The organism is Blastopirellula sp. SH421, assembly GCF_057808535.1.
Genome location: NZ_CM173712.1, coordinates 2,880,593 through 2,906,707 on the forward strand (window position 1 = coordinate 2,880,593; position 26,115 = coordinate 2,906,707).

Below are 26,115 nucleotides of genomic sequence, written 5' to 3' on the forward strand. Positions count from 1 at the left end.
CTGAGTCAGTCTTTTTGCGTTCATGGCTGGTTGGAGCATTCGAGCAGTCGGCCTGTTTCGTCGTTTTGTGTCTCTGCCCTGGGGGTATGTCGATCTCCCACGACCCTGCGCCGTCGGAGAGGAAATGCGACATCATTTCAAGAATCGGGCCTGTAGGATTCTCAAAACCAGCAAAACTGTCACTTCCGGCACAATTATGAAAAATTGCCAAGCGACCTGCCGAAAACTTGCCAGCACGCTGGCGCATCCATTCTGAAAAAAGTAAGGGAAAAAGGTTATGCATTTATCGTTATTGACCATCAGTGCATGAACGGACTACGATGCAAATGCCCCGTCTAGATAGAATGCAGCGTTTGTGAGAACGCCCTGCCTTTCCCTGTTTAGCTCTATTCCAATTTCCCACTCGCGGCCACGCTCGCTTATCGCGGCGCTGTGGAAAGGATAATCCCTGATGAATTGGCGTCTATTTGCTTGCTTCTTGCTTGTCGCCTCGCTGCTGATAGCGGGGGTTTCTGGTTGCGGCGGTGGCGGAACCGCGAGTTCCGAAGAAGAAACGACTTCGACAGATGGGAAGACTGCGGGGACTGGCGAAAAAGGGAGAGAGGCTCCCGAAGAAGAGGAAGAAGCAGAGTACTTGCTAGAGCCTTTTGACGCTCCTCCTCTGGCAGAGCTCGACGCCAAAGTGAAATGGGTGGATCAACGTGTGGTGGATCCGATCGAACTGCTGGAAAAGCAGCTAGAAAAGGAGCCGCCGCTTACCGATGTGGCGACAGCGCTGACGCTGAAAAACAACTTCCCGCCGAACAAAGAGAATAATGACAAGATCCTGTCGGCGCTCGGTCGTTTGCCAAAGTCTGACAAAGAGGTCGACTATGACGCGACGATTGTTCGTCATGTCGGCGGCGACGCCAAAAGCACCAATCCGCTGATGGTCAGCTCGGTCACCGAGTTTGACGTGGTGGGGTTGATGGGGATCGAAATCTACGGCTTTGATTGGAACATGGACCCGCTCGCCAACTCGGACTATGTCGTCAGCTGGCAGACCAGCGAAGACGGCATGTATGACAAGTTGGTCTTACGAGACGACATCTACTGGTCGGACGGTACAAGGTTCACGGCTCAAGACGTGATGTTCTCGTTCCAAACGATCATGAACCCCGAATCGCGCGTTCCGGCCGTCAAACAGGGGACCGATCGCATTCGCTGGGTGCAGGCCTACGACGATCAGACGCTGGTCTACTTTCATCGCGAGTCGACCCCGGTCAACGTCTGGAACATTAACTTCCCGGTGATTCCGAAGCATGTCTACGAGGAAACGATCAAAGAAGATCCGACGATGCGGTTGAGCGCGGCTCACTCTAAGCTGGAATCGAATCCGGTTTGCGGAGGCGCCTACAAGTTGGTGAAGCATGATCGCGGTCAAGAGATCGTGCTCGAACGTCGCGAAGATTTTTACATGGTCGACGGCAAGCAAGTCCGCCGGAAGCCGTACTTCAAGACGATTCGGTTTCAAGTAATCGAAAATCCCAATACCGCGATGTTGGCCCTCAAGACCGGTGCGATCGAAGAGATGGCGATCCCGGCCGATCTTTGGACGACGCAAGCCAACGACGACAAGTTCTATGAAAAGAACACCAAAGTGACGGCGACCGAATGGGTCAGTTTCCATATTTGTTGGAACACGAAGTCTCAATTATTTGAAGACAAACGCGTACGCCAAGCGATGTCCTATGCGTTTGATCATCAAGAGATGATCGAGAAGTTGTTTGAAGGACTGTACGAACCGGCGTCGGGCCCGTTCCATCCGACTTCGTGGATGGCGCCCAAACCGATGCCGCAGCCTTACCAGCAAGACCTGGACAAAGCGGAAGAATTGCTGGACGAAGCGGGCTGGTCCGATACCGATTTTGACGGGATTCGCGACAAAGAGATCAACGGCAAAAAGGTTCGCTTCGAGTTTTCGGTCATTTGCCCTCCCAGCCCTAATTTGGAACGGGTCGCTCGCTTGCTCAAGCGAAGTCTAAGTAAGATCGGCGTCGCCTGTAACATCGACATCGTCGAGTTCACCGCGCTGCAACAGTTGACCCTAGATGGTCAGTTTGAAGCGACGCTGGGGGGCTGGGGAACGAGTACCGACCCTTATTCCTCGGAGAATATCTTTGCGACGAACGAAGGTCGTAATTACGGCAAGTACTCCAATCCCGAAGTCGACAAGCTCTTTGAAGAAGGGCTGCGTGAATTTGATCGAGAAAAGCGAGCCAAGATCTACGGCAAGATTCATGAGATCTTGTACGAAGATCAGGTCTATACCTGGCTCTTCTATCGCAACTCTTTCTATGGTTTCAATAAGAAGCTGCGAGGCTATCGCTTTAGCCCTCGTGGCCCATACAACTACAGCCCAGGCTTTAACAGCATCTGGGCCGCTCAGCCGTAAGTTGTTTTTGCTCGTCGAAACCGAAGAATTCTAAGCCTATGCTTATTTATATCGTGCGTCGCTTGCTGATCAGCGTGTTGACGCTGATCATGATTACGGCTTGCATCTATGGATTGATTCGCTCGATGCCGGGCTCTCCGTTAACGGCAATGATCGCCGGTGGGAGCGAGTCGACCGACAAGTCCATCAGTACGCAGCAGTACGAGCGGATGAAGGAGCAATTTGGGCTCAACAAGCATTGGACGATTGGATATCTGGATTGGCTGGGAGGCGTGGTCCAGGGCGATTTGCAGAACGCGCTGACCCGGCCAGGCACCGTCGCCAAGTTGATCAGCGATCGATTTGCTCCGACGTTGATGCTGTCGGTCACCTCCTTGATCCTGGCCTATGTCCTCTCGATCCCGCTGGGGCTCTATTCGACCGCGAGAAATGGAACGATCCCAGAGCGCGGCACGAGTCTAATGCTCTACATGCTCTACTCGTTTCCTGTTTTTGTGGCGGCGCTTTATCTGCAGATCCTGTTTCACGTCAACCTCGAATGGTTGCCGTTGTACGGAGTCACCAGCTCCAACTACGCCGAGATGTCGGTGATGGGAAAAGCCTGGGATCTGCTGCTGCACTGCATTTTGCCGGTCACCTGCTTTACCTACACGTCGCTGGCTTACTACACCCGCTTTATCAAAGCGAACATGCTGGAAGTGGTGCAGCAAGATTATATTCGGACCGCCAAAGCCAAGGGAGTCGGCCCGTTCAAGATTTTGACGGTGCATGCGTTTCGTAACTCGCTGATCCCCTTTGTTACGTTGATCGGTTTGACGCTGCCGACGTTATTTAGCGGCGCGATCATCATTGAGAAGATTTTTAGCTGGCCGGGAATGGGAGCGCTCTTTCTCGAAGCGATCAGTCAGCGTGACTATCCGCTAGTGATGGGGCTGGTCCTCATGTTTTCTACGCTGACGTTGCTGGGCCAGTTGCTCGCTGACGTGTTATACGGCGTCGTCGATCCACGAATCACCTATTCCTAGACGCACTAAAATATGTCGAGCGAAACAGCTCCTCCCTCCACTCCAGCGAAGCCGCGCGAGTCGCTCGGTTTTTGGCGAGAATCGTGGAAAAATTTTCGACGTCGTCCGCAAGCAATGGCGGCGCTGGGATTTGTCGTGTTCTTGTCGCTGGTCGCATTGACGGCGCCGATGATTGTCGGTACGCGTCCGATCGTCTGCGAGTACAAGGGAGAGATTCACTTTCCGGCGACCTACTACTACTTTCGCATTCTGGGGCTTAACTCGCAGGCCTACAAAGTGGAGGCCATCTTCACCAAGGATAAGTTTCGCGGCGTTTACCCGGGCAATCTAAAAAAGAACGATCCCAACAGCTGGGCGATTTGGCCGCTGGTCTATCAAGATCCGTATCGACCGATCGAAGCGGATGAGTGGCCTGGCCAGCCCGAGAATCCCTCCCTGACCAAGGGAAGTCCCAACGAATTCAACTTGCTGGGGACCAACTACGAAGGCGTCGACGTCTTTGCCCAAATGGTTCATGCGACTCAGATCTCGCTGTTGGTCGGATTCGTATCAATGGGGATTGCTGCGGCGATCGGCGTGGTTATTGGCGCTTTGGCGGGATTTTACGGCGGATGGGTCGACGTCATCCTCAGCCGTTTGATCGAAGTGGTGATGTGTTTGCCAACTTTGGTTTTGATCTTGGCGGTGCGCTCGATTTTGAACGACATCACCATCTGGCACTTGATGGTGCTGATCGGCGTGACCGGTTGGACCAGCGTCGCGCGGTTGACGCGGGCCGAGTTTTTAAAGATTCGTGAGATCGAGTATGTCTCGGCGGCGCGGTCGCTGGGCGCCGGACAGTTGCGGCTAATGTTTGTGCACATTTTGCGAAACGCGCTAGCGCCGATTCTGGTGCCGATTTCGTTTGGCATTGCTTCGGCGATTTTAACCGAAGGCGCCTTAAGCTTTCTCGGCTTTGGCGCTCCTCCGCCGAACCCCAGCTGGGGAACGCTGCTGAGTGAAGGTCAAACCAAAATCCAGTCGATGTGGTGGATGGTGGTCTTTCCTGGTTTGGCGATTTTCTCCACCGTACTCGCCTACAACTTGATCGGCGAAGGGGTGCAAGAAGCGACCGACCCGCGGACTCGTGAGACGTCTTAGACGCATACTTCCCAGACGAATTGAATCATGACTGACACGCTTGTCCAAATCGAAAATCTCAAGACCTATTTCCACACCGAAGATGGCGTGGTCAAAGCGGTCGATGACATCTCGCTGCAATTTGACGCCGGTACGACCATGGGGATCGTCGGCGAATCGGGCTCCGGCAAAAGCGTGACGTCATTGACGATCATGCAACTGCTAGCCAAGTCGGCCCACATCGAAAGCGGTTCGATTTCGTTCCTCGGCCGCGATTTGGTGCAATTGCCAGAGCCGGAGATGCGCAAGATCCGCGGAAAAGATATCGGCATGATCTTCCAAGAGCCGATGACGTCGCTCAATCCGGTCTTCACCGTCGGCGCCCAAGTGATGGAAGCGATCATGCTGCATCAGAAGGTGACCAAAGCCCAGGCTCGCCAGCGCACGATCGAACTGTTTGACGAGGTCGGTATTCCCGATCCTGAGATCCGTATTAACTCGTATCCGCATCAGATGTCAGGCGGGCAAAAGCAACGCGTGATGATCGCGATGGCCCTTTCGTGCAATCCAAAACTGCTGATCGCCGACGAGCCGACCACCGCGCTGGATGTGACGATTCAGGCCCAGATCCTTGACATTCTCCGCAAGTTGCGGGACGAACGGGGCATGGCTGTTCTGTTCATTACGCACGATCTGGGAGTGATTGCCGACATCGCCGACCATGTGACGGTGATGTATCGAGGCAAGATCGTTGAACAAGGGGACGTCGTCTCGATCTTCGAGAACCCGCAGCATCCTTACACCAAAGGTTTGTTGGCCTGTCGTCCGCGACTCGACACCAAGTACAAGTTACTGCCGACAGTCGATGATTTTATGGAGGTCTCTGTCGACCAACAGGGCGAAGCCAAAATCATTGAGAAGTTTGTTGATGAGAAACGCCTGAACGAGTTAATGACAACCGGACGCGGGCGATTGCTACATCCCAAGTCAGAACTCGCCGCGATGGGACAGCCTTGGGAAGAAGGTCATCATGCGGCTGACGCCAAGATGGTGGCCGAAGGTGAGCAGCCGCTGTTGCAGGTGCGCAACTTGCATGTGCACTTTCCGATCCGCAAAGGGATCTTTCGCGGCGTCTCTGGCCATGTGAAAGCGGTCGACGGAGTTAGCTTTAATGTCTATCGCGGGCAGACGCTTGGTTTGGTCGGTGAATCAGGTTGCGGCAAAACGACGACTGGACGTGCGATCATTCAGTTGGTGCGGCCGACCTCGGGCGAGATGCTGTTTGACGGGATCGACTTGGCGAAACTGAATCCGGCGCCTTCCGTCTTTGACTTCTTGGACGCTTACAAATTTGGCGGCATGCGCAAGTCGGTGCAATTGCGGCGCTTGCGGCGGCGGTTTCAGATTATCTTCCAAGATCCCTACGGCAGCTTAAATCCACGCATGACCGTTCAGGCGGCGATCTGCGAGCCGATGGTGATTCAGCAAATCGGTAAAGCCAAAGAACGTAGAGATCGCGCCGCCTCCCTGTTAGAAGAGGTCGGGTTGAGCGCGGCCCATTTGCGTCGCTACCCGCACGAGTTTTCTGGTGGTCAGCGTCAGCGGATTTGTATTGCGCGTGCGCTAGCGGTAGAGCCCGAGTTTTTGATCTGCGACGAGTCGGTTTCGGCCTTGGACGTTTCGGTTCAGGCCCAAGTGTTAAATCTTCTGAAAGATTTGCAGCTGCGCCGCGGGTTGACCTATCTGTTCATCAGCCATGATCTGAGCGTGGTGAAATTTATGTCCGATATGATTGCGGTGATGAACCAAGGAAAGATCGTCGAGTTTGGTCCAGCGGACAATATTTACGCCAATCCGCAGCAAGAATACACCAAGCGGTTGATCAGCGCCACGCCGCAGGATGACCTGGATCATATTCGCCGCCGTCAGGCCGAGAGAAAAACTGCCCTAGCGGCCCGAATTTCGACCGTTTAAAAGAGGATTTTCTTTGCTCACCGCTGGCGGCAAGTCGATCGGATTGACCCTGCTTTGTACAAAATTCCCCTGAAAACTCGAGATTTTTCCGGCGTGGTGAACCTGACGCCGGCAAATTCGCTCTTCAGGTAGTTCGGACGCGAATCTTTACCCCCTACACTCGTTCAGGTTGTCGCTATAATGTCGCATTCCTCAACTTTGACCGCCTTGTCAGGCGCAGTTTCAACCCCGGCAGATTGCATGTCGTCGCAGCAAATTTATATCAACGGTAAGTTCTTCAGCAAAGAAGAAGCGGTCGTCAGCGTTTTCGATCACGGCCTGCTCTATGGCGATGGGGTTTTTGAAGGGATGCGGGTCTACGAGGGGAAAGTCTTTCGGATAGCCCAACATCTGAAACGGCTGTATGACTCGGCCAAAGCGATCATGCTGCAAATCCCGCTGACGGTTGAAGGGATGCAAGATGCAGTGTTGGAAGCGGTCGAGAAAAACGGCCTAGACAACTGCTATATCCGCCTGGTCGTCACCCGCGGCGCCGGCAGTTTGGGGCTTGGCCCCGAGCGGACCTCGAATCCGCAAGTGATCATCATCGTTGACAAGATCTCGCTCTATCCCGAAGAGCACTACCGCAACGGGCTAGAGATCGTCACCGCCAGCACGATCCGCAATCATCCCGGCGCGCTGAGCCCGCAGATCAAGTCGCTGAACTATCTGAACAACATCATGGCCAAGGTCGAAGCTTCCAAGGCTGGCTGCCTAGAAGCGTTGATGCTAAACCACAAAGGGGAAGTCTCGGAATGCACGGCCGATAACATCTTTATCGTCCGCAACGGCGTTCTGCAAACTCCGCCCACTGACGCCGGCATCCTCGAAGGGGTGACCCGGGAAGCGGTTCTCGAACTGGCCAAATCTGCCGGCGTTCCGGCCGAAGAAAAGACATTAACCCGACACGACGTGTACGTCGCCGACGAATGCTTTATGACCGGCACCGCCGCCGAAGTGATCGCCGTGGTCCGCATTGACGGCCGCCCAATCGGCGACGCGCGTCCCGGCCCAATCACCGTGAAGTTGCAAGAGCTGTTCCACAAGCTGGCGCGCTCCTAGTTTTTGAGAGCGAACGTAATCTTCGTAGCCCGCCAACGCCAGTTTTGCAGTTGGGCTATTTGAGAAAAAAATAAGAATGGAACGCGGCAAGGCCACGGATGAATCACGGATTTACACGGTCAGATTTCGCTGCTTGAGCGTCACGTAGGCAGTTCTCAATTTCCTGTTTTCTGCAACAAAATTGACAATTCGGGAGATTGCAAACTTCTTCTCTTACCGTGTAATACCGTGATTCATCCGTGGTATCCGTGTTCCATTCTTTCTTTGCCCTTCTGGCGCTGGCGGGCTACGAAGTGGAGTGAATTCACGGGCGCCCTACGCGCGGACGATCTTCTCTCGGCCCTGCTCGACGTGCTTCGTTGCATTTCTGGTGTCGACCACCAACTGTGAATGCGTGACGATTTGCTGATAGTCGTAGTCGTCGTGGTCGGTGACGATCATGACTGCGTCGAACGACGCTAGATTCTCGGGCGTTAACGCAACGCTGCTGAGCGATGGCAAGTCGTAGTGCCGCATCGCTGGCAGCTTGGGGATATAGGGATCGTTGTACGAGAGTACGGCGCCTCGCTCGGTCAGCAGCTCCATGATCTTAAAGCTGGGGCTTTCGCGCGGGTCGTCGACGTTCTTCTTATACGCGGCGCCCAGGATCAGCACTTTGCTGCCGTTGGCCGGTTTGCGGACCTGGTTGAGCGCGTCGCAAAGTTTTTGCACCACATACTGCGGCATTGAGGTGTTGATCTCGCCGGCCAGCTCAATAAATCGCGTTGGCATCTCGTTGGCCCGTGCAAGCCAACTGAGATAAAACGGGTCGATTGGGATGCAGTGCCCGCCGAGTCCTGGGCCAGGATAAAACGCCTGAAAGCCGAACGGCTTGGTCTTGGCCGCTTCGATCACTTCCCAGACGTCAATGTCGAGCCGATCAAACAGCAACTTCAGTTCGTTCACCAGCGCGATATTCACCGCGCGATAGGTGTTCTCCAGGATCTTGCAGGCCTCGGCTACTTCGCAGCTGCTGACCGGAATCGTCTTTACCACTGCTTGAGCGTAAAAGGCATCGGCGATTTGCAAGCTGAATGGGTCATAGCCGCCGACCACTTTGGGAATGGCGCTAGCGGTAAAGTTGGGATTGCCGGGATCTTCGCGTTCGGGGCTATAGGCCAAAAAGAAGTCGACTCCCGGCGTAAGACCCGACTTGGCCAAGATCGGCGCGACCACATCGCGGGTAGTGCCGGGATAAGTGGTGCTTTCCAGTACGACCAACTGACCAGGGCGAAGGTTCTCGGCGATCATCTGCGCCGTCGACTCGACATAGCTAAGGTCGGGGTCACGATTGGCGGTCAACGGCGTCGGCACGCAGATCAACAGGACATCGGCTTCAGGCAGACGCGTGGGATCCGTGGTCGCGGCAAATCGCCCGCTGGCGACCCAAGCGGCGATCCATTTTGAGTCGACATGCTTAATGTAGCTCTCGCCGCGCGAGAGCGCGTCGACCTTGCGCTGATCGACGTCAAAACCGATCGCCGAGAAGTTGCTTGCGATATAGGCCTGAACCAGCGGCAGTCCGACGTAGCCGAGTCCGATCACCCCCACTTTGGCCTCTTTGGTGAGGATCGCCTGGTGGAGTTGGGCAGCTAATTGCTCGGTGCTAGCGTGTTTGGTCATGTTTTCCGTCGTCGAAAGCTTCGCAGTTAACCTAATTTAAGATCGTAATTCTAGCACAGACCTCTTTACCCGTATTTCGTGAACGTTTTGCCAGAATCTTTCGTCCTAGGACCTAAGGTGTCGGGCCGACTGCGATACATACAGCAGGCGAGAGTGACTCGCTGATCAGTAAACGCAGGACGCAAAGGAATCAAATCATGTCGAAATATTATGTTGAATCGGGTTCGGTCCGTTTGGTCATTCAAGCTGCAGACGCTCGCCGCGCCGCGTTGTGGTCGGTCCACCGTGTGATGGAGCAGGTTCTGCCGCTGGTCGAAGAAGTGCCGGACGAAGCTGATCAAGAACCGGTTGGCGGCATGGTGTTGGGTGATGCGATCACGCTGAACGAACAAGGCTTCGGTCGCGTGGCCGACACCCAATATGACACGATGGACGTCGTCGCCGAGTGGAGCCAATTGATGCTGGTGCTGGACAAGATCGAAGGCTTGGCCCGTGGAGTTTGCTAGGTGAGAAGCCAAGCAGCAACGACAAACAAGCCTCCAATAGATGCCCAGTCGCAGAGAGAATTATGAATGTTTTTGAATGGTCGAACGGACTCCCTAGCCCTACAAAGCGGGCTGCGATTTTGCAATATTCGTCAACGCCTGACTCGCCCCCGCGGGTATCGATCAAGGTGATTGAGGTTGCCGCCAAGATTTCGTTCGACTACACTCCGCCAGATCAATTCGCGCAGGAAGCGATTGCGGCAAGGAAGCTAGCAACAGAGGATCGCACAGCATGGGCGTTTCAGTCGTCGTTCCGATTTACAACGAACTAGAAAATATCCCGCTGCTTTACGAACAGATTCATAATGTCGTCTCCAAATTGGACCGGCCGTATGAGATCATCTTCGTCGACGACGGCTCCAACGACGGCACCTTAGGCCGCGTGCAGGAGATCGCCGCAAGCGATCACCACGTCAAAGTGGTGGAGTTCCGCCGCAATTATGGCCAAACGGCCGCAATGCATGCCGGCATCCAATACGCTTCGCTGGATGTCGTCATCACCATGGATGGCGATTTGCAAAACGATCCGACCGATATCCCCATGATGTTGGCTAAGATCGACGAAGGATATGACTTGGTTCATGGCTGGCGAAAGCATCGCCAAGACACATTCATCAATCGCAAACTGCCGTCCAAGATCGCCAACTGGCTGATCTCGAAAGTGACGAAGTTTCCGATTCACGATCTGGGCTGCACATTAAAAGCGGTTCGCCGCGAGATCGCCCAAGAGCTAGAGCTATACGGTGAGATGCATCGGTTTATCCCGATTTTGGCCCATCAACGCGGCGCTCGTTGCGTCGAGGTTGTCACCCAACATCATGCGCGACGCTTTGGAACTACCAAATACGGCATCGGGCGAACCACACGCGTAGTGCTCGATCTGTTGACGATCACCTACATGCTCAACTTTTTCTCGAGCCCGATGAAATTATTCGGCCGCTTGGGACTTGGTTGTTTGGTGATCGCGATGGCTTCGGCGCTCGGCGTCGTCAGCATGAAGCTGATGGGCGGAGTCGATATGACTGGCAATCCGCTCCTGATGCTTTGCGTCCTTTCAACAATCATGGGGGGGCAGTTTTTCAGCCTCGGCATGATCGGCGAAGTCAACGCGCGAATCTACTATTCGGATCAGCGGAAGCAGCCTTACGCGGTGCGCTCGTTGACTAACTTTGAGCATGACTTCGATCATGCGGTGCCGTTGGATCGCCGCGCGGCCTAGTCGCGTCGCGTGTCGTCAGTCATGGTCGACTCGGATATGATACGGAAGATCGTTTGATTTTCCGTATCTTACCCTCGCCAGGTTGACGCATCATGAAAGCCGCCTTCTTTACTGAGCCCGGTCCTCCCTCCGTCATTCAATACGGCGAGCTGCCGACGCCGCAGATGGGGCCGCAGCAAGCGCTGGTCAAAATGACGGCCGTCGCCGTTAATCCGATCGACACCTACATACGAGGCGGCGCCACCTATTGGGAACTGCCGCAGCCGTACATTATTGGATCGGATCTAGCCGGAGTGGTCGAAGAAGTTGGCGCAGAAGTTAAAGATCTCAAACCAGGCGATCGCGTTTGGTGTAGTAATCAAGGTTTTCGCGGCACGCAGGGCACCTTCGCCGAGTACGCCGCGATTGACGCCGCGTGGCTTTATAAGTTGCCAGATGGCGCCCAAGATCGCTGCGCCGCTGCTTCTGCCTTGGTGGGGATTACGGCCCATCTTGGGCTATTCCAAGAGAACGCCAATCTACAGCCAGGCGAAACGGTCTACATTCAAGGGGGCTCAGGCGGCGTCGGCTCGATGGTGGTTCAAATGGCCAAGTTGGCCGGAGCCCGGGTCATTGCCGCTGCCGGCAGTGAAGAAAAAGCAGCGATCTGTCGTGAGTTGGGCGCTGACGAAGTCGTTCTCTACAAGTCTGAAAATGTGGAGGAGCGAATCAAGGAACTCGCCCCCGATGGGGTCAACATTTTTTGGGAAACGCAGCGCGAGCCCAACTTTGACCTGATTGTCGGATCGCTGGCCGAAAAGGGGCGGATCGTCTTGATGGCTGGTCGTACCGCGCGGCCGGAGTTTCCTGTCGGACCTTTCTACGTCAAGCAATGCCGCATGTTTGGCTTTGTGATGTTCAAGGCCTCTGCTGCGTCAATGCGTATCTGCGGCGAAGCGATCAGCGATTGGCTGGCTGCAGGCAAATTGAAAAGCCAAATCGGCGCCGATTTCCCTCTCAGCGAAGCGGCCCAAGCTCACGAGCTGCAAGAAGGCAACACGCTGCACGGCGAACAAACGCTGGCCGGCAAAATTGTGCTTCACCCGTGATTCGCGCAGGCGAGTGAATTACAATAGAGAACATGCCCGCTCCTATTGCCAACTGGACAGACCCACCATGCGCTTACTCACCATCGCTTGCTGCCTGATCATGACCGGACCGCTGTTGGCCGAGATGTCCCAGATCGTGACGATCGCCGGTACCGGAAAACCGCAACTCAATCAGGTAGGGGCGGCGCTAGAGACCAACGTTGGCCAGCCGTTTGGCGTCGAGATCGGCCCGGACGGCGCGCTGTACATTGCCGAGGTCGAAAATCATCGCGTGCTGCGGCTTGATCCCAAGTCGAAACAAATCTCGGTGGTTGCGGGCACCGGCGAGCCGGGGATCTCTGGTGACGGTGGACCAGCGACGGCAGCGCGGTTGATCGAGCCGTATGAATTGCGTTTTGACACCGCCGGCAATCTGTACATTGTCGACATGAAAGGGCACAACGTCCGCCGCGTATTGAAGGAATCCCACAAGATCGAAACGCTGGTCGGAACCGGCAATCCTGGCTTTGCTGGCGACGGCGGACCGGCGGTCAAAGCGCAGTTGAATCAGCCTCATAGCATCGCTGTCGATCCGGCCGGCAAAAATATGTACATCGCCGACATCCAGAATCATCGCATTCGTCATGTCGATCTGCAGACCGGGGTCATCAACACCTTGGCCGGAAACGGCAAAAAGACCTTACCGAGCGCCGGCTTGCTTGACGCGAGTAAACCGTTGCTCGGCCCTCGTGCCTTGTTTCTGGACGGCGACACGCTATGGATCGCACTGCGCGAAGGACATAGCGTTTGGCGATTGGATCTGCCGACAGAGCAGTTAACGCATGTCGCCGGTGAAGGCAAGCAAGGTTTTGCCGGCGACGGGGGACCTGCCATAGCGGCTCGTTTTAATGGCCCCAAAGGAATCGCGCTGGGCCCTGATCATGATCTGTTTGTAGTCGATACCGAAAATCAGACGATCCGCCGCATCGATCTGGATGACGCGACGGTCTCGACGGTCGCCGGCAGCGGCCCGAAAGCCCGCGGTGGCGCCGGAGATGGCGGCCCCGCCGTCCAGGCCGAGCTAGATCGCCCGCACGGCGTCTGTGTTGGCGCCGATGGTACGATCTACATCGGCGACACCAACAATCATCGCGTGCGAATCGTAGAGCCGAAGTAGTAGCGTTGTTCTCTTCGTGGCTTGATTCCACCGTGGCCCGAGGGAAGGCGGCCTGTATCAATGACGAATGTCGAAGCACCAATGTCGAATGAATGACGTAAAGCACGAAGGACGAAACTGTTTACTCATTCGCGTTTTGTGCTTTATTCGTCATTCTGGTTTCGACATTCGACATTCGACATTCATTCCCACCGCCTTCCCTCGGCTCGCGCCTCGGGGTACGGCTAAAACTCGCCGACCATCCGATCAAGCGCTTGCACTGCGACGGGCCACGGTGGGCGGCTTTGTTGATAGGTGTTCCACCAACTCAGCGCCGTTTTGGGCAGATCCAGGTCTGGGGCTTGGGGAAATCGCCAAAGTTCGCAAGCCAGGCTCAGCATCTGCTCGCTGTACCTCGTCAGTTCTACATGCTCGCCGGCGATGAGAATCGGCGGCAGTACCGCCAAGCCGGCGATCATCGGCAGCCGATCGGGCGAAATCAACTCGCTGTAAACCGGCAGGTCCAGATTCAATTGCGCCAGCCCCCAGGCTAGGCGGACGACCTCGGGCAATTTCGGTTCGGGATCGTAGAGGACCGCTTCCATCCGGACGCTGTTGTACGGCAGATGGGCTCTAAGTCCTCCCCCCCGACAAGGCTGAACGAGAATTACTTGGGCCGATTCGACCACCAGATCGTCGCTGGTCAGCTCGGCAAATTGCCACATGAGACCAGGGCCTCGGGCTTCCCAATGTTCGCGTAGCGGACCGCCGCGTTGGGCCAATTCGTCGGTCAGATTTGGTTTGGCTGCGCGCATCGCCAGCTTTAGATCGCGGATGCGTCCGGCAATTCGGGGCCCCAGTTGGGTGCTGTCGGGACCTATTTTGCGAAAAATTACATCAACTAGCTCTTGTTCGCTTTCAATCCCCGCGGCCAAGGGAACCACATGTCGCCAAAACTGGCGAATATTAATTCCTGATGATTCTAGCTCGACGCATAGCAGGTTCAGCGGCGTTTGAATGGAGTCGACCAGCCCCAGATCGTCGATCGTGTCGCCGCGGCGTAGCAGTTCGGCGACGTGCAAAAAACTGGCCGAACTGCTGGCCAACCAGGTCAAGTCAGGTTTCATCGTGGAGGCTTCCTTTCACAAATGGCTCCCAATCCCTTAGAATACTCCCCTGGCGTTTCCACATCCGTACCGCCTGAATCCCGGGCGATTCGCCTTTGACATTCCAATCTAAGGTTAGCGATGCTTACAGAAGCAGGCAATCGATGGACAGTTTCCGACTCTCGCGAGCTGTATGAAGTAGCGCGCTGGGGGAAGGGGTTCTTCTCGATCAACGAAAACGGCAAATTGGCCGTCCATCCCAATCGTGACCCAGAGGTCTCGGTGGAGTTGGAGTCAGTCGTTAACCGCTTGGAACAACGCGGACTCGATCTCCCGATCCTGATTCGGTTTAGCGGTATTCTGGAAACGCGTCTGAAAGAGATCCGCGACGTCTTTGATGTCGCGATCCGCGAGTATGGCTATCAAAATAAATACGCCTGCGTCTACCCGATCAAAGTCAATCAGCAGCGTCAGGTTGTGGAAGAAGTTCTGCAATATGGACGCCCCCATGGCTTTGGATTGGAAGCCGGCAGCAAGCCAGAACTGTTGGCGGTCATTGCGCTGACCGACAATGAGACCCCGATCATCTGCAACGGCTTTAAAGACGCCGAGTACATCGAAATTGCGATGCACGCTGCAAAGTTGGGGCGAAACATTATTCCGGTGGTCGAGAAATATAGTGAGCTCGAGCTGATTCTCGAATATTCGGCCAAGATCGGCGTGCGTCCTCAGATTGGGATGCGGGTCAAGCTCGCTTCGCGCGGCGCCGGCAAATGGTCTGCTTCCGGCGGCTATCGCAGCAAGTTCGGTCTGACCGTGACCGAGGTTCTGAAAGGTCTAGAAGAGCTTAAATCGCGCGGAATGGAAGATTGCTTCAAGCTGCTCCACTACCACCAAGGGAGCCAAGTTAGCAACATTCGTCACGTTAAGTCGGCGCTGGTCGAATCGGCTCGGATCTATGTTGACCTGGTCCGCCGCGGCGCGGGGCTTTGTTATCTCGATGTCGGCGGCGGTTTGGGAGTCGACTATGACGGCTCGCAGACTGACTTTGAATCGAGCATGAACTATACGATCGAAGAGTATGCCCGCGACGTCGTTTCGCACGTTCAAGGGATCTGTGATGCAGCCGGCGTAGCGCACCCGCATTTGCTATCAGAGAGCGGACGCGCGATCGTTGCATTTCACAGCATGCTGATCTTTGAAGTGTTGGGGGTCGCCGAGCAGACCACCGGCGATCAACTTGATCCGTTGGCCGAAGATGCTCCGCTGCCGCTGCGAGATTTGTACGAAGCGTATCAAAACGTCACGCAGCGTACGGTGCTCGAAAGTTTCCACGACGCGCAGATGGCGCTCGACACTTCGCTAAACATGTTTAGCAACGGCAACTTGACGCTCGAGCATCGCAGCATCGCGGAGACGATCTATTGGAATTTGTGCGCCAAGATTCGCACTTTGACCAAAAGCATGTCCAATGTCCCGGAAGAGCTGGAAGGCTTGGACCGGTTGATGTGCGACACGTACTTTGGCAATTTTTCATTGTTCCAGTCGATGCCTGACAGTTGGGCGATTGGCCAATTGTTCCCGGTGATGCCGATTCACCGCTTAAACGAAGAACCGCAACGCAGCGCCGTGATAGGCGATATTACCTGCGATTCGGACGGCAAGATCGACTCGTTTATCGACCTGCGTAATATCAAACGTGCGTTGCCGCTGCACAAGTTAAACGGCGGACAATACATATTGGGGGCGTTTTTGGTTGGCGCCTATCAAGAGATTCTGGGCGACCTGCATAACCTGTTTGGCGATACCAACACGGTTCACGTGGAGTTGGGCGAGAATGGGCACCCCCACTTTTCGCACATCATCAAAGGGGACACCGTCACCGAAGTGCTCAAGTACGTGCAGTTCACCGAGCGTGAGCTGGTCGACAAGATGCAGCATTCGGTCGAAGAATTGACCCGCTCTGGCGAACTGAACCACAAAGAAGCGGGCGCGATCATGCAGTACTACGAGCAAGGCCTCCGCGGCTATACCTATCTCGAAAAGTCGCCGTAATCCGACGCGCAGACGCCGCCTGATCGGCGGCGTCTGATATCAGGGAGCAGAGGCGGACTTGTCTACGCATCTCGTTCGAGCCAGCGGCGAGTTTCGGCCGATGTTGCAGCTTGCGCTGCCGGTGTTGGCCGAACAGTCGCTTGAGTTTTTGGTCGGCATGGTCGACACCTACCTGGCCGGACACGCGCTGCCCGATGATCTGAAAACGCCGGCGCTGGCCGCCATCGGGCTGATGGCCTATGCGATGTGGATGACCTTTACCATCTTCGCATCGGTCGGCGTGGGCGCTACGGCGGTCGTCGCTCGATTAGTCGGCGCTGGCCAGCCAGAAGAGGCGGCGCTCGCCGCAAATCAGGCGCTGGTCACCGGCGCAGCCACGGCGGTGATTGGGACGATCGCGCTGTATTTGGGGGCCGAGCAGTTTGTGGCGATCATGCAATTGGAGGCTAATGCCGCTCAGTTGGCGACCACTTATTTGCGGATCATTGCGCCGTCCCTGCCGTTTCTGATGGTGATCGCCATCGGCACCGCTTGTTTGCATGGGGCCGGAGACACCGTCAGTGGGCTCGGCGTCATGACGATCGTCAACCTGATCAACGTCGCAGTCAGCACGACGCTGGCCTTTGGTTGGGGACCGGCGCCCAATCTGGGCTGGACCGGCATCGCCATCGGCACCGCAGTCGCACACATCGTCGGCGGATGTCTCGTCTTGTTGTTGATGCTGGGGGGACGCGCCGGAATGCAGCTCCGGTTGCGCTGGTTACGTCCTGATCGTGCGATGATCTGGCGATTAATTCGGATTGGCTTGCCCGGCGGCGCGAATGATGCGCTGACGCTGGGATGTCACCTCTGGTATCTGGGGGTGATTAACAGTCTGGGGACGATGGCCGCCGCGGCGCATGGCTTGGGTGTTCGCTGCGAAGGGCCCAGTTATCTGGGCGCCGGAGCATTTGCAGTCGCCGCATCGACCATGACAGGGCAGTTTCTCGGCGCCAAAGACCCGGCGAGAGCCAAGCGAGCGACCATGCTTTCGCTGGCGGCCGGCACATCGCTAGTCACCGCCTACGGCATCTTCCTGTACTTTGGCGGCGGCAGTCTCACTTGGCTTTATCTGGGGGCTGTGGAGCCTGGCAGCACCAATGCCGAGACTGCCGAACTAACGGTTCATCTGTTGCAAGTAGTCGCGTTTTCGACCCCGTTTATGGCGGCCCTGTCGATCTTCAGCGGCGCCCTGCGCGGGGCCGGAGATACGAAGTTCCCGTTTATGATCACGCTAGTTGGGCTTCTGCTGATCCGCATCCCCGGCGTTTATCTGTTTGCACTGGATGAGATCCCGTTGCCGCTCGTAGGCAATGTGCCTGGCTTCGGCTACGGCATTCTGGGCGCGTGGTGGGTGATGGTGTTCGACGTCACCCTCCGCAGCATGCTGGTCGCCGCCAGATATTGGCACGGAGCCTGGCAAGAGATCGAAGTTTAATATTGGGTCGGAACCATCCGCAGGTCATCTGGGGTGTCAAACTTTTGGTCGGGGCCGGCGCTCCGGATGGCGTATTTACCTGAATCTTCTGGCTCGTAGCGGAGCGATTGTTCCCACGCATCGGTGATCGGCAGCACCAGTTTGTTGCCGTCGACACCTTCGGGCAATTCTCCTTTCGCTTGACGATCGGTTTCGATCACGACGATCGCGTCATCAAGTTGAGCCAAGGTCTGTTCGATCTGCGGCATTTCGTGGGCATAGTGATGGTAGGCATCTGCCGCTACGGCGGCTGTGCCGACAATCGCCGTGATCAGTGCCGTTCCTAGCAAGCCAAAGAGGACGCCGGCGACGGCAAACCCGCGCCGCGGATGAAGCAGCCCCATTAAGCTGATCACTAAGCCGACAGGGCTGATTGCGCCCAGCGTGAAGACCAATCCAAACAGCGAAACAAAAAAGCCGAAGACCCCCAGCGAGTTGACGGGAGGACGTAATGGTCTTTCTGACTTCGAGTTACGGCAGCACATTTGCGATCCCTCAGGACAAATAGATTCTTGTTCCAAGAGGGTGTTCGCTGGCTATTTGAATTTCTTGAACTCTCCTGCCTTATATTTTCCCCAATATTCGTGGAGATGACGTTTTACCTTGGGAGAGAGCAGGATAACCCCCACAATGTTGGGGAATGCCATCGAGAGGAGCATCATGTCTGAAAATCCGATCACCGAATCAAGACTAGCAACTGCACCGAGAAATACGACGCCAACGTAAATGCATCGGTAGGCCATGATGCTCTGCATGCCGAACAAACGTTCCCAACAACGCTCGCCGTAGTAACTCCAAGAGATCAAGGTCGAGTAGGCGAACAACAGAATTGCGATCGAGAGCGTGTACTTGAAGAAAGCGCCTCCTTGGGACTCAAACGCTTTGGACGTGAGGGCGGCGCCTTTCAGATTTTGCGTGACAACCCAAGCCTCGTTATTCCAGGCTTCCGTAATCAAAATCACCAAGGCCGTCATCGAGCAAACGACAATCGTGTCAATAAAAGGACCAAGTAACGCGACTAATCCTTCGCGGATTGGTTGATCGGTTTTGGCGGCGCTATGAGCGATCGCAGCACTGCCGACGCCGGCCTCGTTGCTGAACGCGGCGCGTTGAATCCCGATAATCGCCACGCCGACGATGCCGCCTAACGCCGCTTTGGGGGTAAAGGCTTCGGTGAAGATGCTAACGAAGAGTTCCGGGACCTTCATATAGTTCACGGCAATGATGTAAATGCACATCAATACGTAAGACACGCACATTAACGGGACGATCTTGCTAGAGACCGCGGCGATCCGCTTAATCCCGCCGATGATGACGAGCGCCACCAAAATCGAGAAGACAATGCCAAATCCAATTTTGAAAATGCTCTTAAAATTCGCCATCTCTTTGACGAGCTCGGTCTTTTCTTTCTGCAGTGTCGCAACCTGGTCCCAATTTTCGCTGACGGTCGCCTCTTTGATTTGTTCATTCAGCGCCACGATTTGGACTTGTTGACCGCTCTGCACCATTTGCAGCGCCGCGTCGGCAGACTGGTTGGATTGGAACATGTTTCCGCCGCCGAAGCTGGCCATGATGCAGAGGACGGCGAAGACGACCGAGAAAACTACCCCGACCGATTTCAGGCCAAATTCCTCAAAACCACGCAGCAAATATTGCATAGGACCGCCCAAAATCGTGCCGTCCGGCTTTACTTCGCGATACATCTGGCCCAGGGTGCATTCTGCGAATTTGCTGGCCATCCCAAGAAACCCGCAGACCATCATCCAGAAAAACGCCCCAGGTCCTCCCATCGTCATGGCAATGGTTACGCCGGCAATGTTGCCTAAGCCGACCGTGGCCGAAAGTGCGGATGCTAGCGCTTGAAAGTGCGTCACTTCGCCCGGTTCGTTGGGATCGTCGTAAGCGCCGCTGACCACTGCTAGGGAATGCCTAAATCCCCAAATATTGACAAAGCCAAAGTAGAGCGTGAAGAAGAATGCGCCGCACCCTAGCCAAACAACGACCAACGGAGCCCCGCCGACTCGTTCGGTCAGTAAATAAGAAGGATCCTTGTCATCCGGCTTGGCGTCGGATCGAAGCAGCAAAAGATGGCGGCTGGCCATTTCTTCGATCTGAGCCTGCGTACGCCAGTTGTCTTTCTCAGGACTAAGCTGTCCCCGGATTTTGCCAGCTAATTTATAGACGACCTCTCCGTTGGGAGTTAGTTGACGGACGAACTTGTCACCCGTATTAATTTTGATAGCGACAACTTCGACGGCTGCTTCGCCGAGATGGCCTGGACTATAAGGCTGCGAATCATTTCCGGTTTCCAGTTCTCCGCGAGCTTGCCACTTCAGCGCTTCTTGCAGCGAGAGCATATCGGGCAAGTTGGCTGGCTTCTCGGCGACATCAGGAGCATAAATGGCAAAGGGGGCATCGGCATTGTCGGCCGGACGCGTGTAATGGACCACATGGTCCAATTGCACATATTTTTGCTCGGTCCAGTAGATGGGCCGCATCAGGATCGACTCGGCGAAATCAACCGCCGGCTTAAACCAGGCGTTAATTTGCGCGTTAACCCACTCAGGCGTAGACTGCACTTCGTTCACCGGCTCAATCTTCAACGCAGGAGCCGAGTCGGGTATCGACGGATTGATAACTGGCGATTGCGGCTCTTCCTGAGCCCAACTAGCGAGAGGCGAGAAAGCGATTGCCATGCAAGCAATAACGCACAGGGAGAGTGGCGCGCGAAACATGCCCGAAGAGTCCTTCGTGATTGGCGGCGAAAAGGCCGTTAGGAATAGGTAGAGTCAGCGCATGAGGTATAAGGGCGACGTGGTTCTACCATTTTAACTAGTTTCCTGTCAACTGTTTACGTCGCCGGAAGGGGTAGATCATGAATTTTCAAACATATGGTTGTCAAAAATGCGATAATCAATAAGATTACCTACAGAGGAAATGAACCTATGGCGGAACAAGAGTACATCTCGAGCAGCGCCGAACAGGTCAAACAGCCCGCGAGCGATCCCTATTGGACGCAAGAGGTGGTGCCGTCTGACATTGTGCTACTCGACCTGCTGCGGAAAGTTCCCCATATGACGATTGCGGAACTAGCCGGTGAGCTAGAAGTAACCGCAACCGCGGTGCGTCAACGGCTAAACCGTTTGATGGCACAGGGTTACGTTGAGAGGTTTGCGGAAAAATCAGGCCGTGGTCGCCCGATCCACCATTATCGTTTGTCGGAAAAGGGCAAACGCAAAGGTGGGGGCAATTTTGCGGATCTGGCGATTGCCTTATGGCAAGAAGTGCGATCGATCAAAGATCCTGCGGTTCGTCGCGGTTTAGTGCAACGAATTTCGGAGCGATTGGTCGCTCAATATGCAGAAGAGCTAGAAGGCGCCGAGCTAGATGAGAAGCTGCGAAAAATCGCTTCAATCTTTGGCGAGCGTCGTATCCCCATACAAATTGAGAAGCGCGAGGGAAAACTTCCCGTGCTGAATGTGATGGCCTGCCCTTACCCGGGACTTGCCGAATTGGATCAATCTATCTGTGCGATGGAGAAGGTCATGTTTAGTGAGTTGCTGGGCAACGATGTGAAGTTGGGTGAGTGCCGTCTAAACGGTGACAGTTGTTGTAAGTTCGAGTTGTCGTAAGCGAGGCCGATTCCGTGTAGGATGTTCGCCTTATTCGCTAGCAGCGGATTGGCTGGGTCCTGCAGACGGAGCTTGATCATGACAAAACCTTGGATTGAAGGTCGATTTGAAGAAAACGTCGTATTTACGACGTTAGAGCAAGCGATCAATTGGGCGCAGCAATCGAGCATTTGGCCAATGACTTTTGGCTTGGCTTGTTGTGCGATCGAGATGATGGCGGCCGGCGCTAGTCGTTATGACTTGGATCGGTTTGGGGCGGGCGCTTTTCGTGCGACTCCCCGACAGGCTGACCTAATGATTGTCGCTGGAACCGTGACCTACAAAATGGCGAGCCGAGTTCGCCGCTTGTACAACATGATGCCCGACCCGAAGTATGTCATTGCGATGGGCGCTTGTACCGTCGGCGGTGGTCCTTATTTCAAATACGGCTATCACGTGGTGAAAGGCGTTGACTTGGTGGTGCCGGTCGACGTTTACGTGCCTGGATGTCCTCCCCGGCCCGAAGCGCTGTTGGAGGGATTGATGCGAATCCAGGACAAGATCAAAGGGAAACGAATCAACAAGCGAAACGGCGTTCGCGTCGAAGACGAGTTGCCGATTCCGCACCACAGCGGTTGGGTCGAAGCCCCAGGTGGCGACGCTCCATTAACAGATCATCAAAAAATTACGGGCTAACTTATTAGCCCGGTTCGATGCTTTACCAGCGATCCTTAAAAGCGATTGCATTTTGAGCCGGTGGTGAAGTGACATGGGATGGATTGAGACGAGCATGACCGACGTTTTAAAGATTGAAAACCTGCATGTCGCCGTAGAAGGCAAGCCGATTTTGACCGGCGTGAATCTCACGATTCGTCGTGGAGAGACCCACGCGCTGATGGGGCCGAATGGTTCTGGAAAGAGCACGCTCGGCTATGCCATCATGGGGCACCCCAAGTACGAAGTGACCGACGGCGCCATCTGGTTGAATGACGAGAACGTGTTGGAGATGGCGGCCGACGAACGTGCCCGAGTCGGGTTGTTCATGGCCTTTCAGCGTCCAATGTCGATTCCCGGCGTCAAGCTGGCCGACTTTCTGCGTCATGCGACCACCAATGTCCGCAATCCGGAGCGTAAAGAAGGCGAAGATTTGATCCCCATGCGGGAATTTCGCCAGGAAATGAAGTCAAAGATGCAGCAATTGCAAATGGATCTCGACTTTGCTCGCCGTTACGTCAACGACGGTTTCTCGGGCGGTGAAATGAAACGTGCCGAGATCCTGCAACTTGCGATGCTTCAGCCAAAGTTCGCAATCCTCGACGAAACCGATAGCGGCCTGGATGCCGACGCTGTGCGTCTGGCCAGCCAAAGCATTGCCGAGATCGGAGGCGCCGAGATGGGCCTGCTGATCATTACGCACCATGACAAATTGCTAGAGCACAATCCGCCGGACTTCGCTCATGTGATGCTCGGGGGACGTATTGTCGAGACCGGCGGCGTTGATCTGGCCAAGGAATTGCATTCGTCGGGCTACGACCGGATTCGCAAAACCTATCCAGATGCTGCTGCTATCGAACAAGAGATGAACGAAGAAGAGACGCAAGTCGCCGGCTAACGAATCGTATTTCGTTTCGTCAGCAGGCAGCGACTTCGACCTCCAGAAAAGAAATAGAGCAAGAAAATGGCGACTGATATTACGACAGACGCGCTCGAATCTCCGGTTGGCGAGATCAACAAGTACGACTTTCGCACCGAAACCACCGGCGTTTTCAAGGCCCGCAAGGGTGTCGACGCCGAAGTGGTCAATCAGATCTCGGACATCAAAAACGAGCCTGATTGGATGCGGAAGTTTCGCTTGGACTCGCTAGAGATCTTCAATGCGAAGCCGATGCCCAAATGGGGCGGCGATATCGCGATTGATTTTCAAGATATCTACTACTATCTGAAGCCGACCGATCACCAGGGAACCAGCTGGGATGATGTGCCGGCCGAGATCAAAGATACGTTTGAGCGTCTGGGGATTCCCGAAGCCGAACGTAAGTATCTCTCAGGCGTTAAGGCGCAGTTTGAGAGCGAAGTGGTCTACGGGTCGCTCCAGGAAGATCTCGCCAAAAAGGGCGTGCTCTTCACCGATACCGACACCGCCGTTCGCGAACATCCTGAATTGCTGCGTGAATACTTTGGCAAAGTCATCGCACCGGATGACAACAAATTCGCCGCGCTTAACTCGGCTGTCTGGTCGGGCGGTTCGTTTATCTACATTCCCAAGGGAGTGAAGATCGAGTTCCCGCTGCAGGCTTATTTCCGGATCAATGCCGAAAGCATGGGCCAGTTCGAGCGAACGTTGATCATCGTCGACGAAGGCGCCCAGGTTCACTACGTCGAAGGCTGCACCGCTCCGATGTACACCACCGAAAGCTTGCACTCGGCCGTGGTCGAAGTGATCTGCAAAAAGGGTTCGCGTTGTCGCTATTCGACGATTCAGAACTGGGCCAACAATATTTACAACCTGGTGACCAAGCGGGCTCTCGCTTATCGCGACGCGACCATGGAGTGGGTCGACGGCAACTTGGGAAGTCACCTGACGATGAAGTATCCGGCCGTCTACATGATGGAACCGGGCGCCCGCGGTGAGATTTTGTCGATCGCCTTCTCGGGCAAGGGACAACATCAAGACACCGGCGCCAAACTGGTTCACTGTGCTCCGAACACCACCGGGCAGATCGTGTCAAAATCGATCTCGAAGGACGGTGGACGCGGCAGCTATCGCGGTTTGGTCAAGGTCGAAGAAGGCGCCAAGGGATCGAAGTCGAGCGTCGTCTGCGATGCGTTGATTCTCGATTCCAAGAGCCGTAGCGATACGTATCCTTATATCGAAATCGCTGAGCCCGATGTTTCGATCGGTCACGAAGCGAGCGTTTCCCGCATCGGCGAAGAGCAGCTCTTCTATCTGATGAGCCGTGGTTTGTCCGAAGCGGAAGCGAGCACGATGATCGTGAACGGTTTTATCGAGCCGCTGGTCAAAGAGCTGCCGATGGAATACGCCGTCGAGCTAAACCGCTTGATTGAATTGCAAATGGAAGGTTCGGTCGGCTAGGCCGCATCGATCCGCAAATTACTTGCAGTTCGGCCGGGCCCGCTGCCCTGGGACCGGCCGAAGCTGTTTACTTACTGAGACACTTCCGCCAATAGAGTTATGCCGATGGGCGTTACTGCCGTGACTGATAGCGTCAAATTCAGCGCTGCTGCGCTAGACGATCTGATCGCCAAACGACAAGAGCCTGAGTGGCTGGTCGATCTCCGTCGCGCTGCGTATGAAGCTTTCTGCGAAAAGGGGCTTCCTTCGCGGAAAGAAGAAGAATGGATGCGGACCGATATCCGCACCTTCCATCTCGATAACTTTGATCCGCCGGTCGAGCTAACCGAGTTCCCCGCCGATCTGCCGACTGGCCTATTGACCGAAGGGGTCGATCTGGGCGGTCGCTTGGTTTCGTACAACAGCCGGACGGTTTCTTCTGAGCTATCGGAAGAACTGAAAGCGCAGGGAGTTGTTTTCGGCAGCTTTGCAGAAGTGTTGGCGACCCACGGCGAAATCGTGCGTGAGCACTTCGCCCAGGCGGTTGATCCGAACTTTGACAAGTTCTCGGCGTTGCACGCCGCCTTTTTCACCACCGGGCAAGTGTTGTATGTACCGCGCGGCGTGGTGGTCAAAAAGCCGCTGCATGCGTTGTCGTTGCTGGGTGCAGGCGGTGTCGATCTGGGGCACACTTTGGTGATCCTGGAAGAAGGCGCCGAAGCGACCATGCTCAACGAGACGGCCAGCTTGGACGAGAACGCTCCGGGGCTCCACTGCGGAGCGATCGAGCTGTTTGTTCATCCTCGTGCTCGGCTGCGTTATATCAATTTGCAAAACTGGGGACGCGGCGTTTGGCACTTCGCCCATCAAAAGGGCATTGTCGAGCGGGACGCCCATATCCAGTGGACGATTGGCGCGCTCGGCAGCAAGCTGTCGAAGGTCAATCAGCATGTCGCATTGGCCGGTATCGGCGCCGAGAGTGAAGTGAACGGCGTGATGTTTACTGAAGGTCGTCAGCACCTTTCGTATCACACGTTGCAACATCACGAAGCGCCCAATTGCCGCAGCAATTTCCTGTACAAAACGGCCCTGCAAGATCGTTCGCGCACCGTGTGGCGCGGCATGATCAAGGTCGACAAAGAAGCTCAAAAGACCGACGGTTACCAACGCAACGACAATCTGTTGCTAACCGAGCACTGTCGTGCCGACTCGATTCCTGGTTTAGAAATCGAAGCCGACGACGTTCGTTGTACGCATGGCGCAACGATTGGGCGTGTTGACGAAGAACAAATTTTTTACGCCCAGTGCCGCGGGTTTACGCGGAAAGAAGCGATTCGTGCGATCGTGATCGGTTTCTTCCAGCAGGTTTTTGATCGGATTCCGGTCGAAAGCGTGCGAGAAGCGTTGGGCAAAGCGATCGCGGTTCGCGTTCGCGAGTACGAATAACAAACG

At 55.2% G+C, this 26,115-nt stretch carries 20 protein-coding genes; 16 read left to right on the forward strand and 4 right to left on the reverse strand.

Annotated features, from left to right (window positions below; all coding sequences use genetic code 11):
- Positions 1-451: 451 nt before the first annotated feature.
- The 5 genes from SH421x_RS11875 (at position 452) to ilvE (ending at position 7,653) form a co-directional block, all read left to right on the forward strand.
- A complete protein-coding gene (locus SH421x_RS11875) occupies positions 452-2,434 on the forward strand; it encodes a peptide-binding protein (RefSeq protein ID WP_488855839.1) in 1,983 nt (660 codons plus the stop codon).
- Between the two features lie 38 nt (positions 2,435-2,472).
- The gene (locus SH421x_RS11880) at positions 2,473-3,459 is read left to right on the forward strand and encodes an ABC transporter permease (protein ID WP_488855841.1); all 987 of its coding nucleotides are present in this window, start codon (positions 2,473-2,475) and stop codon (positions 3,457-3,459) included.
- Positions 3,460-3,471: 12 nt separating this feature from the next.
- Positions 3,472-4,599 (forward strand): ABC transporter permease, encoded by a 1,128-nt coding sequence (locus tag SH421x_RS11885; protein WP_488855842.1) that lies wholly within the window; start codon positions 3,472-3,474, stop codon positions 4,597-4,599.
- Between the two features lie 27 nt (positions 4,600-4,626).
- Positions 4,627-6,552, forward strand: a complete 1,926-nt coding sequence (locus SH421x_RS11890; protein WP_488855844.1) for an ABC transporter ATP-binding protein — start codon at positions 4,627-4,629, stop codon at positions 6,550-6,552.
- Between the two features lie 240 nt (positions 6,553-6,792).
- On the forward strand, positions 6,793-7,653 hold the full coding sequence (gene ilvE / locus SH421x_RS11895) for a branched-chain-amino-acid transaminase (protein WP_488855846.1): 861 nt from the start codon (positions 6,793-6,795) through the stop codon (positions 7,651-7,653).
- A 315-nt stretch (positions 7,654-7,968) separates the two neighbouring features.
- Here ilvE and SH421x_RS11900 read toward each other — a convergent pair whose 3' ends face one another.
- Positions 7,969-9,315, reverse strand: a complete 1,347-nt coding sequence (locus SH421x_RS11900; RefSeq protein ID WP_488855847.1) for a nucleotide sugar dehydrogenase — start codon at positions 9,313-9,315, stop codon at positions 7,969-7,971.
- A 197-nt stretch (positions 9,316-9,512) separates the two neighbouring features.
- On the opposite strand from SH421x_RS11900, the gene SH421x_RS11905 reads away from it, so the two are divergent.
- From SH421x_RS11905 to SH421x_RS11920, 4 genes are all read left to right on the forward strand, one after another.
- Positions 9,513-9,821 carry a hypothetical protein gene (locus SH421x_RS11905; protein ID WP_488855848.1) on the forward strand — a complete coding sequence of 103 codons (309 nt, stop codon included), beginning with the start codon at positions 9,513-9,515 and terminating at the stop codon, positions 9,819-9,821.
- Between the two features lie 271 nt (positions 9,822-10,092).
- On the forward strand, positions 10,093-11,079 hold the full coding sequence (locus SH421x_RS11910; protein ID WP_488855850.1) for a glycosyltransferase family 2 protein: 987 nt from the start codon (positions 10,093-10,095) through the stop codon (positions 11,077-11,079).
- A 92-nt stretch (positions 11,080-11,171) separates the two neighbouring features.
- Positions 11,172-12,167 (forward strand): NADPH:quinone reductase, encoded by a 996-nt coding sequence (locus SH421x_RS11915; RefSeq protein WP_488855852.1) that lies wholly within the window; start codon positions 11,172-11,174, stop codon positions 12,165-12,167.
- 67 nt (positions 12,168-12,234) lie between these two features.
- Entirely contained in the window at positions 12,235-13,323 is a 1,089-nt protein-coding gene (locus SH421x_RS11920) for an NHL domain-containing protein (protein ID WP_488855854.1), read from the forward strand.
- Between the two features lie 224 nt (positions 13,324-13,547).
- Here SH421x_RS11920 and SH421x_RS11925 read toward each other — a convergent pair whose 3' ends face one another.
- Positions 13,548-14,429: a hypothetical protein gene (locus tag SH421x_RS11925; RefSeq protein WP_488855855.1), complete on the reverse strand. Its 882-nt coding sequence runs from the start codon at positions 14,427-14,429 to the stop codon at positions 13,548-13,550.
- A 120-nt stretch (positions 14,430-14,549) separates the two neighbouring features.
- Between SH421x_RS11925 and speA the strand changes: the two genes are divergently transcribed.
- Both speA and SH421x_RS11935 read left to right on the forward strand, forming a co-directional pair.
- Positions 14,550-16,463 carry a biosynthetic arginine decarboxylase gene (gene speA, locus SH421x_RS11930; RefSeq protein ID WP_488855857.1) on the forward strand — a complete coding sequence of 638 codons (1,914 nt, stop codon included), beginning with the start codon at positions 14,550-14,552 and terminating at the stop codon, positions 16,461-16,463.
- 58 nt (positions 16,464-16,521) lie between these two features.
- Positions 16,522-17,940, forward strand: a complete 1,419-nt coding sequence (locus tag SH421x_RS11935; protein ID WP_488855859.1) for an MATE family efflux transporter — start codon at positions 16,522-16,524, stop codon at positions 17,938-17,940.
- On the opposite strand, the gene SH421x_RS11940 is transcribed toward SH421x_RS11935, so the two are convergent.
- Positions 17,937-18,464 carry a hypothetical protein gene (locus SH421x_RS11940; protein ID WP_488855860.1) on the reverse strand — a complete coding sequence of 176 codons (528 nt, stop codon included), beginning with the start codon at positions 18,462-18,464 and terminating at the stop codon, positions 17,937-17,939. The genes SH421x_RS11935 and SH421x_RS11940 overlap by 4 nt on opposite strands.
- Positions 18,465-18,515: 51 nt before the next feature.
- Entirely contained in the window at positions 18,516-20,714 is a 2,199-nt protein-coding gene (locus SH421x_RS11945; protein WP_488855861.1) for an alanine/glycine:cation symporter family protein, read from the reverse strand.
- 210 nt (positions 20,715-20,924) lie between these two features.
- On the opposite strand from SH421x_RS11945, the gene SH421x_RS11950 reads away from it, so the two are divergent.
- The 5 genes from SH421x_RS11950 (at position 20,925) to sufD (ending at position 26,109) form a co-directional block, all read left to right on the forward strand.
- The gene (locus tag SH421x_RS11950; protein ID WP_488855863.1) at positions 20,925-21,611 is read left to right on the forward strand and encodes a helix-turn-helix transcriptional regulator; all 687 of its coding nucleotides are present in this window, start codon (positions 20,925-20,927) and stop codon (positions 21,609-21,611) included.
- Between the two features lie 78 nt (positions 21,612-21,689).
- A complete protein-coding gene (locus SH421x_RS11955; protein ID WP_488855864.1) occupies positions 21,690-22,286 on the forward strand; it encodes an NADH-quinone oxidoreductase subunit B in 597 nt (198 codons plus the stop codon).
- Positions 22,287-22,380: 94 nt separating this feature from the next.
- On the forward strand, positions 22,381-23,202 hold the full coding sequence (gene sufC / locus SH421x_RS11960; protein WP_488855866.1) for a Fe-S cluster assembly ATPase SufC: 822 nt from the start codon (positions 22,381-22,383) through the stop codon (positions 23,200-23,202).
- Positions 23,203-23,268: 66 nt separating this feature from the next.
- Positions 23,269-24,684, forward strand: coding sequence for a Fe-S cluster assembly protein SufB (gene sufB / locus SH421x_RS11965; protein ID WP_488855868.1), 1,416 nt, complete (start codon positions 23,269-23,271; stop codon positions 24,682-24,684).
- A gap of 105 nt (positions 24,685-24,789) precedes the next feature.
- Positions 24,790-26,109, forward strand: a complete 1,320-nt coding sequence (gene sufD / locus SH421x_RS11970) for a Fe-S cluster assembly protein SufD (RefSeq protein ID WP_488855869.1) — start codon at positions 24,790-24,792, stop codon at positions 26,107-26,109.
- The last annotated feature ends 6 nt before the right edge of the window (positions 26,110-26,115 follow it).

What these genes read in the sequence shown, in the direction of transcription:
- SH421x_RS11875 (WP_488855839.1), top strand. Translation starts at nt 452, where the DNA reads ATGAATTGGCGTCTATTTGCTTGCTTCTTGCTTGTCGCCTCGCTGCTG.
- SH421x_RS11880 (WP_488855841.1), top strand. Translation starts at nt 2,473, where the DNA reads ATGCTTATTTATATCGTGCGTCGCTTGCTGATCAGCGTGTTGACGCTG.
- SH421x_RS11885 (WP_488855842.1), top strand. Translation starts at nt 3,472, where the DNA reads ATGTCGAGCGAAACAGCTCCTCCCTCCACTCCAGCGAAGCCGCGCGAG.
- SH421x_RS11890 (WP_488855844.1), top strand. Translation starts at nt 4,627, where the DNA reads ATGACTGACACGCTTGTCCAAATCGAAAATCTCAAGACCTATTTCCAC.
- ilvE (WP_488855846.1), top strand. Translation starts at nt 6,793, where the DNA reads ATGTCGTCGCAGCAAATTTATATCAACGGTAAGTTCTTCAGCAAAGAA.
- SH421x_RS11900 (WP_488855847.1), bottom strand. Translation starts at nt 9,315, where the DNA reads ATGACCAAACACGCTAGCACCGAGCAATTAGCTGCCCAACTCCACCAG.
- SH421x_RS11905 (WP_488855848.1), top strand. Translation starts at nt 9,513, where the DNA reads ATGTCGAAATATTATGTTGAATCGGGTTCGGTCCGTTTGGTCATTCAA.
- SH421x_RS11910 (WP_488855850.1), top strand. Translation starts at nt 10,093, where the DNA reads ATGGGCGTTTCAGTCGTCGTTCCGATTTACAACGAACTAGAAAATATC.
- SH421x_RS11915 (WP_488855852.1), top strand. Translation starts at nt 11,172, where the DNA reads ATGAAAGCCGCCTTCTTTACTGAGCCCGGTCCTCCCTCCGTCATTCAA.
- SH421x_RS11920 (WP_488855854.1), top strand. Translation starts at nt 12,235, where the DNA reads ATGCGCTTACTCACCATCGCTTGCTGCCTGATCATGACCGGACCGCTG.
- SH421x_RS11925 (WP_488855855.1), bottom strand. Translation starts at nt 14,429, where the DNA reads ATGAAACCTGACTTGACCTGGTTGGCCAGCAGTTCGGCCAGTTTTTTG.
- speA (WP_488855857.1), top strand. Translation starts at nt 14,550, where the DNA reads ATGCTTACAGAAGCAGGCAATCGATGGACAGTTTCCGACTCTCGCGAG.
- SH421x_RS11940 (WP_488855860.1), bottom strand. Translation starts at nt 18,464, where the DNA reads ATGTGCTGCCGTAACTCGAAGTCAGAAAGACCATTACGTCCTCCCGTC.
- SH421x_RS11945 (WP_488855861.1), bottom strand. Translation starts at nt 20,714, where the DNA reads ATGTTTCGCGCGCCACTCTCCCTGTGCGTTATTGCTTGCATGGCAATC.
- SH421x_RS11950 (WP_488855863.1), top strand. Translation starts at nt 20,925, where the DNA reads ATGGCGGAACAAGAGTACATCTCGAGCAGCGCCGAACAGGTCAAACAG.
- SH421x_RS11955 (WP_488855864.1), top strand. Translation starts at nt 21,690, where the DNA reads ATGACAAAACCTTGGATTGAAGGTCGATTTGAAGAAAACGTCGTATTT.
- sufC (WP_488855866.1), top strand. Translation starts at nt 22,381, where the DNA reads ATGACCGACGTTTTAAAGATTGAAAACCTGCATGTCGCCGTAGAAGGC.
- sufB (WP_488855868.1), top strand. Translation starts at nt 23,269, where the DNA reads ATGGCGACTGATATTACGACAGACGCGCTCGAATCTCCGGTTGGCGAG.
- sufD (WP_488855869.1), top strand. Translation starts at nt 24,790, where the DNA reads ATGGGCGTTACTGCCGTGACTGATAGCGTCAAATTCAGCGCTGCTGCG.